This is a genomic window from Streptomyces sp. NPDC050856 (genome assembly GCF_040653855.1).
GTDB lineage: Bacteria > Actinomycetota > Actinomycetes > Streptomycetales > Streptomycetaceae > Streptomyces.
Window position 1 is genome coordinate 1 of the sequence record NZ_JBFAGV010000006.1, and the last position, 12,548, is coordinate 12,548.

9 protein-coding genes are annotated in these 12,548 nt (G+C 73.3%); 3 read left to right on the forward strand and 6 right to left on the reverse strand.

Annotation, left to right across the window (positions count from 1 at the left end; all coding sequences use genetic code 11):
• Nucleotides 1-113: 113 nt before the first annotated feature.
• From pyk to pta, 3 genes are all read right to left on the reverse strand, one after another.
• Complete coding sequence (gene pyk / locus AB0H53_RS07605) at nucleotides 114-1,544, reverse strand: pyruvate kinase (RefSeq protein WP_362108580.1); 1,431 nt, start codon at nucleotides 1,542-1,544, stop codon at nucleotides 114-116.
• Between the two features lie 74 nt (nucleotides 1,545-1,618).
• The gene (locus AB0H53_RS07610; protein WP_362108582.1) at nucleotides 1,619-2,869 is read right to left on the reverse strand and encodes an acetate kinase; all 1,251 of its coding nucleotides are present in this window, start codon (nucleotides 2,867-2,869) and stop codon (nucleotides 1,619-1,621) included.
• Entirely contained in the window at nucleotides 2,866-4,974 is a 2,109-nt protein-coding gene (gene pta, locus AB0H53_RS07615; protein WP_362108584.1) for a phosphate acetyltransferase, read from the reverse strand. Before pta ends, AB0H53_RS07610 begins: the two co-directional genes overlap by 4 nt.
• Before the next feature lie 292 nt (nucleotides 4,975-5,266).
• Here pta and AB0H53_RS07620 point away from each other — a divergent pair, with 292 nt between their 5' ends.
• Together AB0H53_RS07620 and AB0H53_RS07625 are read left to right on the forward strand one after the other, a co-directional pair.
• Nucleotides 5,267-6,292, forward strand: a complete 1,026-nt coding sequence (locus tag AB0H53_RS07620; protein ID WP_362108586.1) for an ATP-dependent 6-phosphofructokinase — start codon at nucleotides 5,267-5,269, stop codon at nucleotides 6,290-6,292.
• A 188-nt stretch (nucleotides 6,293-6,480) separates the two neighbouring features.
• The gene (locus AB0H53_RS07625; protein WP_362108588.1) at nucleotides 6,481-7,716 is read left to right on the forward strand and encodes a hypothetical protein; all 1,236 of its coding nucleotides are present in this window, start codon (nucleotides 6,481-6,483) and stop codon (nucleotides 7,714-7,716) included.
• Nucleotides 7,717-7,882: 166 nt separating this feature from the next.
• Here AB0H53_RS07625 and AB0H53_RS07630 read toward each other — a convergent pair whose 3' ends face one another.
• The 3 genes from AB0H53_RS07630 to AB0H53_RS07640 form a co-directional block, all read right to left on the reverse strand.
• Nucleotides 7,883-8,575: a helix-turn-helix transcriptional regulator gene (locus AB0H53_RS07630; RefSeq protein WP_362108590.1), complete on the reverse strand. Its 693-nt coding sequence runs from the start codon at nucleotides 8,573-8,575 to the stop codon at nucleotides 7,883-7,885.
• Nucleotides 8,576-8,672: 97 nt separating this feature from the next.
• A complete protein-coding gene (locus AB0H53_RS07635; RefSeq protein WP_362108592.1) occupies nucleotides 8,673-9,365 on the reverse strand; it encodes a response regulator in 693 nt (230 codons plus the stop codon).
• Nucleotides 9,362-10,951, reverse strand: a complete 1,590-nt coding sequence (locus AB0H53_RS07640) for an ATP-binding protein (RefSeq protein WP_362108594.1) — start codon at nucleotides 10,949-10,951, stop codon at nucleotides 9,362-9,364. The genes AB0H53_RS07635 and AB0H53_RS07640 overlap by 4 nt, the downstream gene beginning before the upstream one ends.
• Nucleotides 10,952-11,088: 137 nt before the next feature.
• Here AB0H53_RS07640 and AB0H53_RS07645 point away from each other — a divergent pair, with 137 nt between their 5' ends.
• Nucleotides 11,089-12,426, forward strand: a complete 1,338-nt coding sequence (locus AB0H53_RS07645) for a cation:dicarboxylase symporter family transporter (RefSeq protein ID WP_362108596.1) — start codon at nucleotides 11,089-11,091, stop codon at nucleotides 12,424-12,426.
• The last annotated feature ends 122 nt before the right edge of the window (nucleotides 12,427-12,548 follow it).

A 12,548-nucleotide genomic window follows, 5' to 3' on the forward strand; every position in this document is an offset into this window, starting at 1 on the left:
CCGCGCGGGTTGGGGGGTGGCTGGGGCCCCCGCTGGGCGGGGGGGCGGCGGGGGGCCGGGCCGGGGGCCCCCCCCCCGCCCCACGGCCCACAGCCAGCCATGGGGATGACGCGTCAGGCGCGCGTCTGGCCACCCAGGTGGTGGACCCGGACCATGTTCGTGGTGCCGGGGACGCCGGGGGGTGAGCCGGCGGTGATGACCATGGTGTCGCCCTCGTTGTAGCGCTGGAGCTTCAGCAGCTCGGCGTCCACCAGGTCCACCATCGCGTCCGTGTTGTCGACGTGCGGGACCACGAACGACTCCACGCCCCAGCTCAGGGCGAGCTGGTTGCGGGTGGCGACGTCCGTGGTGAACGCCAGGATCGGCTGGGAGGCGCGGTAGCGGGACAGGCGGCGGGCGGTGTCACCGGACTTGGTGAAGGCGACCAGCGCCTTGCCGTCCAGGAAGTCCGCGATCTCGGCGGCCGCGCGGGCGACCGAGCCGCCCTGGGTGCGGGGCTTCTTGCCCGGGACGAGCGGCTGGAGGCCCTTGGAGAGCAGTTCCTCCTCGGCCGCCGAGACGATCTTCGACATCGTCTTCACCGTCTCGATCGGGTAGGCGCCGACCGAGGACTCGGCGGAGAGCATGACCGCGTCGGCGCCGTCCAGGATGGCGTTGGCGACGTCGGACGCCTCGGCGCGGGTGGGACGGGAGTTGGTGATCATCGACTCCATCATCTGGGTCGCCACGATCACCGGCTTGGCGTTGCGGCGGCACAGCTCGATGAGCCGCTTCTGCACCATCGGGACCTTTTCGAGCGGGTACTCGACGGCCAGGTCGCCGCGCGCCACCATCACGGCGTCGAAGGCCGCGACGACCTCCGCCATGTTGGCGACCGCCTGCGGCTTCTCCACCTTGGCGATGACCGGGACCCGGCGGCCCACCTCGTCCATCACCTTGTGGACGTCCTTGACGTCACCGGCGTCCCGGACGAAGGACAGGGCGACCATGTCGCAGCCCATCCGCAGTGCGAAGCGCAGGTCCTCGACGTCCTTCTCGGACAGGGCCGGGACGTTCACCGCCGCGCCGGGCAGGTTGATGCCCTTGTGGTCGGAGATGACACCGCCCTCGATCACGATGGTCTTGACCCGCGAGCCCTCGACCTCGGTGACCTTCAGCTCGACGTTGCCGTCGTTGATCAGGATCTGGTCGCCCTTGGCGACATCGCCCGGCAGGCCCTTGTAGGTGGTGCCGCAGATGGACTTGTCGCCCGGGACGTCCTCGGTGGTGATGGTGAACTCGTCCCCGCGGACCAGCTCGACCGGCCCTTCGGCGAAGGTCTCCAGACGGATCTTGGGGCCCTGGAGGTCGGCGAGCACGCCCACCGCGCGGCCGGTGTCCTCGGCCGCCTGACGGACGCGGTGGTACCGCTCCTCGTGCTCAGCGTGGGATCCGTGGCTCATGTTGAAACGGGCCACGTTCATACCGGCCTCGATGAGCGCTTTCAGCTGCTCGTACGAGTCGACGGCGGGGCCCAGTGTGCAGACGATTTTGGAACGGCGCATAAGGCGGATCCTATCGGTTTGTTTCACTGCGGAATATTCCGTCTGGTGGAAAGTACAAATGGGCGGGGTGCCGCTCAGGCGTGGGCCTGTTCTTTTACCAGCGAGTAGGCCTGCTGCGCGATTTCCAGCTCCTCGTCCGTGGGGACCACGGCCACCGCGACCCGGGCGTACGCGGGCGAGATCAGCCGCGCCTCGTCGGACCGTACGGCGTTGAGGCCCGCGTCCACCGCGAGCCCGAGCTCCTCCAGGCCGGCGACGGCGGCTTCCCGCACCTCGGCCGCGTTCTCCCCGACACCCGCCGTGAACGCCACCGCGTCCACCCGGCCGAGGACCGCGTAATAGGCGCCGATGTACTTCTTCAGCCGGTGGATGTAAATGTCGAACGCCAGCCGGGCCCGCTCGTCGCCCTCGCCGACCCGGCGCCGGATCTCCCGCATGTCATTGTCACCACAGAGCCCCACCAGACCGCTCTTCTTGTTCAGCAGGACATCGATCTCATCGGACGACATTCCGGCCACCCGCTCAAGGTGGAAGACGACCGCCGGGTCGATGTCTCCGGAGCGCGTACCCATCACCAGCCCCTCCAAGGGGGTCAGCCCCATCGAGGTGTCCACGCACCGGCCGCCCGCCACCGCCGAGGCCGACGCGCCGTTGCCCAGGTGCAGCACGATGACGTTCGCCTCGGCGGGGTCCTTGCCCAGCAGCCGCGCCGTGCGGCGCGAGACGTACGCGTGCGAGGTGCCGTGGAAGCCGTAGCGGCGGATCCGGTGGGCGTCGGCGGTCTCGGTGTCGATCGCGTACCGGGCGGCGGACTCCGGCATCGTGGTGTGGAAGGCCGTGTCGAAGACCGCCACCTGCGGCAGGTCGGGCCGCAGCGCCCGAGCGGTGCGGATACCGGTGATGTTGGCCGGGTTGTGCAGCGGCGCCACCGGCACCAGCCGCTCGATCTCGGCGAGCACCTCGTCGGTGACGACCGTCGGCGCGGAGAACCTCAGCCCGCCGTGCACCACCCGGTGGCCGATCGCCGCCAGCTCCGGCGAGTCCAGCCCGAGGCCGTCGGCGGCCAGCTCCTCGGCGACCGCCTTCAGCGCCGCCTCGTGGTCCGCGACGGGTCCCGTGCGCTCGCGCCTGCCACCGCCCGCCAGGGGGGTGTGCACCAGCCGGGACGTGTCCTCACCGATCCGCTCGACCAGCCCGACGGCCAGGCGCGCGTTGTCGCGCATGTCGAGGAGCTGGTACTTCACCGAGGAGGAGCCGGAGTTCAGGACGAGGACGCGGGTCGCGTTGCTCACGGGGGAAGGACTTTCTGCTGCGGGGGCGGTCATGCGGACACGGATGCGGCGGGGGACGCGGTGGCGGCGGCCTGGGGCTGGGCCTGGATCGCGGTGATGGCGACCGTGTTGACGATGTCGCTGACCAGCGCGCCGCGCGACAGGTCGTTCACCGGCTTGCGCAGGCCCTGGAGCACCGGGCCGACGGCCACCGCGCCGGCCGAGCGCTGCACGGCCTTGTACGTGTTGTTGCCGGTGTTCAGGTCCGGGAAGATCAGCACGGTGGCCCGGCCGGCCACCTCCGACTCCGGCAGCTTCGTCGCCGCGACGGACGGCTCCACGGCCGCGTCGTACTGGATCGGGCCCTCGATCCTCAGCTCCGGGCGGGACCGGCGCGCCAGCTCGGTCGCCTCGCGGACCTTGTCGACATCCGCGCCGGAGCCGGAGGTGCCGGTGGAGTACGACAGCATCGCGATGCGCGGCTCCACACCGAAGCGGGCGGCGGTCGCGGCCGACTGGACGGCGATGTCCGCGAGCTGCGCGGCGTCCGGGACGGGGTTGACCGCGCAGTCGCCGTACACGAGCACCTTGTCGGCCAGGCACATGAAGAAGACCGACGAGACGATCGAGGCGTCCGGCTTGGTCTTGATGATCTCGAAGGCGGGCCGGATCGTCGCGGCGGTGGAGTGCACCGATCCGGAGACCATGCCATCGGCCAGCCCCTGCTCCACCATCAGGGTGCCGAAGTAGTTGACGTCGGCCACCACGTCGTACGCCAGCTCCACGCTCACGCCCTTGTGGGCGCGCAACTGGGCGTACCGCTCGGCGAACCGCTGGCGCAGCTCGGAGGTGACCGGGTCGACCAGCTGGCTGTCCCCCAGGTCCACGCCCAGGTCGGCGGCCTTCTTGCGGATCACCTCCACGTCGCCCAGCAGCGTCAGGTCGCACACGTCACGGCGTACCAGGACGTCGGCGGCGCGCAGCACCCGCTCCTCGGTGCCCTCCGGCAGCACGACGCGGCGGCGGTCGGCGCGGGCCTGCTCCAGCAGCTCGTGCTCGAACATCATCGGCGTCACTCGTCCGCTGCGCGCCACCGACAGCCGCTTGACCAGGTCCGCGGTGTCCACGTGCCGCTCGAACAGGCCCAGCGCGGTCTCGGCCTTGCGGGGAGTGGCCGCGTTGAGCTTGCCCTCCAGCGAGAACAGCTCGGCGGCCGTCGGGAAGCTGTTGCCGCTCACCGAGAGGACGGGGGTGCCCGGGGCGAGCCGGGCGGCCAGGTTGAGGACCTCCTGACTGGGGCGCTCGTTCAGGGTGAGCAGTACGCCCGCGATGGGCGGGTTGCCGGCCGAGTGCGCGGCCAGCGCGCCCACCACCAGGTCGGCGCGGTCGCCAGGGGTGACGACCAGGCAGCCGGGGGTCAGCGCGTTGAGGAAGTTCGGCAGCATCGCGCCGCCGAAGATGAAGTCCAGCGCGTCACGCGCCAGGCCCGCGTCGTCTCCGAGGACCACTTCGGCGCCCAGCGCCTGCTTGATCTGCGAGACGGTCGGCGCGGACAGCGCCGGTTCGTCGGGCAGGACGTAGCAGGGCACCGGGAGGCGGGCGGAGAGCCGCTCGGCGATGCCGGCCCGGTCCTCGGCCGCCACCCGGTTGGCGACCATGGCGAGCACGTCGCAGCCGAGGGTCTGGTACGCCCGGTAGGCGTTGCGCGTCTCGGCGCGGACCGACTCGGCGGTCTGGCCCTTGCCGCCCACCACCGGTATGACGGAGGCGCCGAACTCGTTGGCGAGCCGCGCGTTCAGCGCCAGCTCGTCGGGCAACTGGGTGGCGGCGAAGTCGGTGCCGAGCACCAGGACGACCTCGTACGCCCTGGCCACCTGGTGGAACCGCTCCACCAGCCGCGACACCAGCTCGTCGGTGCCCTGCTCGGCCTGGAGCGCCGAGGCCTCCTGGTAGTCCATGCCGTACACGGTCGCGGGGTCCTGGGAGAGGCGGTAACGCACTCGCAGCAGCTCGAACAGGCGGTCGGGCCCCTCGTGCACCAGTGGCCGGAACACCCCCACCCGGTCCACTTGGCGGGTCAGGAGCTCCATGACTCCCAGCTCCACGACCTGGCGGCCGTCCCCGCGGTCGATCCCGGTCACGTATACGCTGCGCGCCACGCGATGCTCTCCTGTCAAGCGAGTGCGTACAAAAAACCCCGTGAGAGGGGCAATACCCTCTTGACAATACCTCTGCGACTGGGTAGAGCGCCCGTCCGATCTCCTGCCCGCGCGGACCGGGTGCCACACCCCCGGGCACCTCTCCCGGTGGCCGCCGGGGGCCTGCCGGGCGGCCTTCGGGGGCTCGCGCCACACGCCCCCGCCGGTGCGGTACGCGCGTGACGCCCGGGCGGACCGTGGGACAATTCGGTAAGGCTCACACGCACCACTACCGAGCAGGAGACTGAGCACGATGCGCATCGGAGTTCTCACCGCAGGCGGCGACTGCCCCGGCCTGAACGCAGTGATCCGGTCGGTCGTGCACCGGGCCCTCACCGGACACGGCGACGAGGTCATCGGCTTCGAGGACGGCTTCAAGGGCCTGCTCGACGGCCACTACCGGCCACTGGACCTGAACGCGGTGAGCGGCATCCTCGCGCGCGGCGGCACCATCCTCGGCTCGGCCCGGCTGGAGCGCGCCCGGCTGCGCGAGGCCGCGGAGAACTGCGGCGAGCTGCAGAAGAGGTACGGGATAGACGTCCTCATCCCGATCGGCGGCGAGGGCACCCTCACCGCCGCGCGGATGCTGGCGGACGCCGGCATGCCCGTGGTGGGCGTCCCCAAGACCATCGACAACGACATCTCCTCCACCGACCGCACCTTCGGCTTCGACACCGCCGTGATGGTCGCCACCGAGGCCATCGACCGCCTGAAGACCACCGCCGAGTCCCACCAGCGGGTGATGGTCGTCGAGGTCATGGGCCGGCACGCCGGCTGGATCGCGCTGGAGTCCGGCATGGCCGGCGGCGCGCACGGCATCTGCCTGCCCGAGCGGCCCTTCGAGGTCGACGACCTGGTGAAGATGGTCGAGGAGCGGTTCGCGCGCGGCAAGAAGTTCGCGGTCATCTGCGTCGCCGAGGGCGCGCACCCGGCCGAGGGGTCCATGGAGTACGCCAAGGGCGCCATCGACCAGTTCGGCCACGAGCGCTTCGAGGGCATCGGCAACCGGCTCGCCGCCGAGCTGGAGAAGCGCATGGGCAAGGAGGCCCGGCCGGTCATCCTGGGCCATGTGCAGCGCGGCGGCACGCCCACCGCCTACGACAGGGTGCTCGCCACCCGGTTCGGCTGGCACGCGGTGGAGGCGGCGCACCGCGGCGACTACGGCCGGATGACCGCGCTGCGCGGTACGGACGTGGTGATGGTGCCGCTGGCGGAGGCCGTCACCCGGCTGAAGACCGTGCCCGAGAGCCGGATGTACGAGGCGGAGTCGGTCTTCTGACCGGCGCCCCCCGCGCCGATCGGGGCCGTTCGGCTCCCCGCGCCGATTCCGGCCACCGACCGGAATTGCCGGTTTCCACTCTTGAGCCCGTTCGTTGTCTCAACAAGGCTTGACCGTGTCCGGGACATGTCCCGCAATGTGTCCCAGGGTGGTTCGGACGGCGTGGGCGGGGCGGCGAGGGAGGGCGCATGGCCGACGGGGACATAGCTCCCGACCCCCGGGAGGCCCGCGACCCCGCCGGGTTCATCGCCCGGTTGCAGGCCCTCAAGGACTGGTCCGGCCTGACCTGCCGCGAGCTGTCGGCCAGGGCGGAGGCGGCCGGGGACGTCCTGCCGCGCTCGGCGGTGGCGAACACGCTGAGCCGTACGACCGTGCCGCGCGAGGAGTTGCTCACCGCGTTCGTCCGCGCCTGCGGGGCGGGCCCCGACGCGCTGGAGACCTGGCTCGCGGTGCGCGAGGAACTGGTGGCGCGCGGCAGGACCGACCCGGCCGGCCGGTTCGGCCACCGGGCCGGTGAGATCGGTGAGACCGGCGAGGCCGGCCGGGCCGGTGACGGCGGGGCGCCGGCCGGGGCGCGCCGGGCCGGAGCCGGCAGGCCGGACGGCGCCCCGCGGGGCGCGGCCGGGGCGGGCCGGTCCGCCCCCGGTGCCCGCCACGGCTCCGGCGCTTTCGAGGGGTCCCGCGCGCCGGCCGACGGGGCGGGTGGCGCGGACGGCGGTCCGGGGTGGGGCAGCCTCTCCTGGCCGGCCGATCCGGGCGGGAAGGGCCGGGGCGGCGGGGACGGCCACGGCGGGGACGGGCACTTCGACGGGGACGGCCGCGGCGGAGGACACCGCGGCGCGGGCAGCGGAGTCGCGCGGTTCCTGGTGCCGGTCGTCGCCGTCCTCACCCTGGTGATCGCCGTGACGACCGTCGTCGCGCTGGTGCGGGGCCCGCACGAGGGGCGGGTGAAGGACGAGGGGCCGGTGCCCGCCGCGGGGCCCGTCCGGATCCGGGCCACGCACTCCGGCCTCTGCCTGGGTGAGCGGCCGGGGGAGCGCGGCGGCCAGGTCCACCAGGTGCCGTGCGCGGCCGGGGACCTGCCCCGGTACTCGCTGGTGCCGCTGCCCGGCGGGCTGTGGCGGATCCGCTCCGACCATCCGGAGCACGGGCCGGGCTGCGCGGGCGTCCCGGCGGGGACGCCGCAGCGGAGCGGCGCGCCGCTGGTGGACCAGGAGTGCGGCACGCGGGGCCCGGCCGAGGCGTTCCGGGTCGAGCCGTTCGCCGGCGGCGAGGCCGGCGGCCACCGGATCAGGCCGGACCGCTCCGGCCTGTGCCTGACGGTGCGGGGCGGGGCGCGCGAGCCGTGGGCGGAGGTCGTGCAGGAGGCCTGCCGGACGGACGGCGAGGGCCAGCTCTTCGGCTTTGAGCCCCGCCCGGCCTGACCGCACCGGGCAGCACCCGGGCCGGGCGCGCGGGATCCGGGCGGGTCCGGGCGGGGCGGGAGGAGCGGAGGCCTAGCGGCGTCCGAGCGGGGCCGGGCCGGACCCGAGGAGCGGACCGGCGGCCGGGGCCCGGGCCGGGCCCGGGGCCGGTCGGGACGCCGGGGGCTCAGACCCGCGCCAGGTCCCAGAAGTGGTCGATGATCCGGTCCAGGTACACCCGGCCCGCCTCGCCGCCGCTGTCCCCGGTCACGTCCGCGCCCCAGCTCCCCGTGGCCACCATCCGCGACTGGTATTCGGCGTGGAGCTGCTGGAGCGTGTCCTCCAGGCGGTGGCGGTCCAGCGGGACCAGCTTGGCCACCGGCCGGACGTACGCCTGCCAGCGCGTCGTCGCGGCACTGCGCAGCACCTCGGCCAGGTCGTGGTCGCGGCCGGTGGCGGTCAGCAGCTCGCGCGGCCCGAGGGAGAGCACATCGGCGAGGGCGGCGGTCTGGCGCTCGTTGCCGCGCCAGCGTCCGGACTCCTCCATCCTCAGGTACGCCTTGACGTCGAGACCGATCCGGCGGGCCAGGTCCTCGGGCGCGAGGGCGCGGGCGATGCGGTGCTCGCGCAGCGTGCTGGCGGCGGCCAGCAGCTCGCCCGGCGAGCACCACAGCACGCCGGCGAGCGCGGTGAGCTCGCGCGCGTCCGGCGCGGCCTGGCCGCGTTCCCAGGCGACCACCGTTTCGGGACTGACGGGCAGCCCGTACTGGGCGCGCAGGCCGTACGCGACGTGTCCGGGCGCCATGCCCAGGGCCTCGCGCAGCCTGCGCGCGGCGAGGGCGTTGAACGGGGGAGACGGGGGAGAGGGGTGCACGCGCACACGGTAGGAGCGGGGGGTGAGATCTGGCTACGGTGTGTTCACCCAAGGCCAGAGGATCGTAGGAACGTCCAGGTACGCCCCTACCTGTGGGTAATTTTCACCGTACCGCGGCGGTCCACCGGTACCGCAGCTCCGGACGACCGACCTGACCGTACCGGGGGCTTCGCCCCGCGCGCCCCGCATCCACCAGGTGCTCCAGGTAGCGGCGCGCGGTGATCCGCGAGACGCCCACGGCGGCGCCCGCCTCGGCGGCCGTCAGGCCGTCGGGGGAGTCGCGCAGGGTCCGGGTGACGGCCGCCAGGGTCGGCGCGCTGAGCCCCTTGGGCAGCGCGGCGGGCCGCGGGGCGCGCAGCGTGGCGAGCGCCCGGTCGACCTCCTCCTGGTCCGACGCCTCACCGGCGGCCGAGCGGGAGCGGAACTCGGCGTACCGGCCCAGCCGGTCGCGCAGGGTGGCGAAGGCGAACGGCTTGAGCACGTACTGCACGACGCCGAGGGACACCCCCTCGCGGACCACGCCCAGGTCGCGGGCGGAGGTGACGGCGATGACGTCCGCGCTGTGCCCGGCCGCCCGCAGCGACCGCAGCAGGTGCAGCCCGTGCCCGTCCGGCAGGTACAGGTCGAGCAGGATCAGGTCGACGGCGGTGCGCTCCAGCGTCCGTACCGCCTCGGCCCGCGAACGCGCGACGCCGACCACGGTGAAGCCGGGCACCCGGCCCGCGTACAGGGCGTGGGCGTCCGCCGCCACCGGGTCGTCCTCCACGACCAGCACTCTGATGGGCGCCCGGCTCATACCGCGGCCTCCTGTCCGAGTGGCAGCCGTACGGTGAACTCGGCGCCGCCGTCCGGGCCGCGCCCCAGCTCCACCGCGCCCCGTCCCCGCTGGGCCGCCTGCCGCACCAGGGCCAGCCCCAGACCCCGGCCGTCGCCCCGGGTGGACCAGCCGCGCTCGAAGACCGCCTCGGAGTCGTCCGGCGGCACCCCGGGCCCGCTGTCGGCGACCCGCAGCAGCAGTTCGTCCCGGTCGGTGCGGGCGGTCACGGTGACCCGGGAGGCGGCCGTTCCCCGGGCCGCCTCCAGGGCGTTGTCGATCAGGTTGCCGAGGATGGTCACCACGTCGCGCGGCGGCAGCGTCGGCGGCAGCACGCCGTCGTCGATCCGGCTGTCCCGGGTCAGGACCAGTTCCAGGCCGCGCTCACTGGCCTGGGCCGCCTTGCCCAGCAGCAGGGCGGCCAGCACGGGCTCGCCGACCGCCTCCACCACCCGGTCCGTGAGGGCCTGCGCCAGCTCCAGCTCGGCCGTCGCGAAGCCGACCGCCTCGGACACCCGGTCCAGCTCGATCAGGGACACCACGGTGTGCAGCCGGTTGGCGGCCTCGTGCGCCTGGGAGCGCAGGGCCTGGGTGAAGCCGCGCTCGGAGTCCAGTTCCCCGGCCAGCGCCTGGAGTTCGGTGTGGTCCCGCAGGGTCACCACCGTGCCGCGCCGCTCGCCGCCGACGACCGGGCGGGTGGAGACGACCAGCACCCGGTCGGCCGTCAGGTGCAGTTCGTCGGCGCGCGGCTCGGCCGACAGCAGCGCCCCGGTCAGGGAGGGCGGCAGGCCGAGCTCGCCGGCGTGGACCCCCACCGCGTCCGCGTCCAGTCCGAGCAGCTCGCGGGCGGCGTCGTTGATCAGCGCGATCCGCCGCCGCCCGTCCAGCATCACCAGGCCCTCGCGCACCGCGTGCAGCGCGGCCTGGTGGTAATCGTGCATCCGGCCCAGCTCGGCGGCGTTCATCCCGTGCGTGTGCCGCCGCAGCCGCGCGTTGATCGCGTACGTGCCCAGACCCCCGAGGGCCAGCGCCGCGCCCGCCACGCAGAGCAGCGCGGTCACCTGCCGCCGTATCTGCTCGCTGATCCGGTCGATGGTGATGCCCGCGCTGACCAGGGCGGTGATCCGGCCGCCGTCGTACACCGGCACCACGGTCCGCACCGAGCGCCCCAGCACCCCCCGGTAGGTCTCCGAGTACGTCTCGCCGCGCCGGGCGGCCTCGGTGTTGCCCAGGTACGTCCGGCCGATCTGGGTCCGGTCCGGGTGGGTCCAGCGCCTCCCGTCCGGGGCCATGACGACGACGAAGGTGACCCCGGCGTCACCCACCAGGGACGAGGCGTACGGCTGGAGCGCGGCGGTCGGGTCGGCCGAGCGGACCGCCGCGGCCACCGCGGGGGACCTGGCGACCGCCGTCGCGGTGGCCGCCGACTGGCGGCGCGCGGTCTCCTCGGCCTGTGCCCGGTCGGTGACGTACGCGAAGACGGCGCACCCGGCCACCACGGCGGCGACCAGCACGACCTGCATCGCGAAGAGCTGGGCCGCCAGGCTGTGGGGACGGGGTACGCGCATGCCGGTAAGTCTGCCTGGCGCTCCGCCCGGCCGGAATCGTGTGAACGAAAGGAACGCAAAGGTGACCGCCGTCACAGGGTGATGGATAGTCGCGGGGATCCACCGGGACGTGGAACGACTCGAAGAGGAGGGACCCCGTGGCCGCACGACGGGACCGCACCCACTATCTGTATCTGGCCGTCATCGCGGCGGTCCTGCTCGGCATCGCCGTGGGGTTCGCCGCCCCCGGAGTGGCCGTCGAGCTGAAGCCGCTGGGCACCGGCTTCGTCAACCTCATCAAGATGATGATCTCGCCGATCATCTTCTGCACGATCGTGCTGGGCGTCGGCTCGGTGCGCAAGGCCGCCAAGGTCGGCGCGGTCGGCGGGCTGGCGCTCGGCTACTTCATGGTCATGTCGACCGTCGCCCTCGCCATCGGGCTGCTCGTCGGCAACCTGCTGGAGCCGGGGTCGAGCCTGCACCTGACGGACGCCGCGCGCCAGGCCGGTGAGAAGCAGGCGGAGGGGGCCGCCGAGGGGACGGCGGACTTCCTGCTGGGGATCATCCCCAAGACCCTGGTCTCCGCCTTCACCGAGGGCGAGGTCCTCCAGACGCTGCTGGTCGCGCTGCTGGCGGGCTTCGCGCTCCAGGCCATGGGCGCGGCGGGCGAGCCGGTGCTGCGGGGCATCGGGCACCTCCAGCGACTGGTCTTCCGCATCCTCGCCATGATCATGTGGGCGGCGCCGGTCGGCGCCTTCGGCGCCATCGCGGCGGTGGTCGGCGAGACGGGCGTGGACGCCCTGAAGTCCCTCGCGGTGATCATGATCGGCTTCTACCTCACCTGCGCGCTGTTCGTCTTCGTCGTACTGGGCGCGCTGCTGCGGCTGGTGGCGGGCGTGAACATCCTCGCGCTGCTGAGGTACCTTGGCCGGGAGTTCCTGCTGATCCTGTCCACGTCCTCCTCCGAGTCGGCGCTGCCCCGGCTGATCGCGAAGATGGAGCACCTGGGCGTCAGCAAACCGGTGGTGGGCATCACCGTGCCGACCGGCTACTCCTTCAACCTGGACGGCACCGCCATCTACCTGACGATGGCCTCGATCTTCGTCGCCGAGGCGCTCGGCGACCCGCTCTCGGTGAGCGAGCAGATCGGACTGCTCGTCTTCATGGTCATCGCGTCGAAGGGGGCGGCGGGCGTGACCGGCGCGGGCCTCGCCACGCTCGCGGGCGGGCTCCAGTCGCACCGCCCCGACCTGGTCGACGGGGTCGGCCTGATCGTCGGTATCGACCGGTTCATGAGCGAGGCGCGCGCGCTGACCAACTTCGCGGGCAACGCGGTCGCCACCGTCCTGGTCGGCACCTGGACCAAGGAGATCGACAAGGAGCGGGCCGCCGAAGTCCTCGCCGGACGGGTGCCCTTCGACGAGCGGACGCTGATGGACGACGCCCACGGCCCGGCGCCGGAGGACGACGGCGCACGGGAGCCGGTCAAGGTCTGACACCTCGCGCGGGGGCGGTGGCTCCCGCGCGGCCCCCGCGCGGGGGTCCCGGCCGGGTTTTCCCGTCCGGGGCCTTACCGCCGGTAACAGATCCATGGCACCGTCGTGGCATGCGCATGCCG

Coding starts and splice junctions, on each gene's coding strand:
- pyk (WP_362108580.1), bottom strand. CDS start 1,544: ATGCGCCGTTCCAAAATCGTCTGCACACTGGGCCCCGCCGTCGACTCG.
- AB0H53_RS07610 (WP_362108582.1), bottom strand. CDS start 2,869: ATGACCGCCCCCGCAGCAGAAAGTCCTTCCCCCGTGAGCAACGCGACC.
- AB0H53_RS07620 (WP_362108586.1), top strand. CDS start 5,267: ATGCGCATCGGAGTTCTCACCGCAGGCGGCGACTGCCCCGGCCTGAAC.
- AB0H53_RS07625 (WP_362108588.1), top strand. CDS start 6,481: ATGGCCGACGGGGACATAGCTCCCGACCCCCGGGAGGCCCGCGACCCC.
- AB0H53_RS07635 (WP_362108592.1), bottom strand. CDS start 9,365: ATGAGCCGGGCGCCCATCAGAGTGCTGGTCGTGGAGGACGACCCGGTG.
- AB0H53_RS07640 (WP_362108594.1), bottom strand. CDS start 10,951: ATGCGCGTACCCCGTCCCCACAGCCTGGCGGCCCAGCTCTTCGCGATG.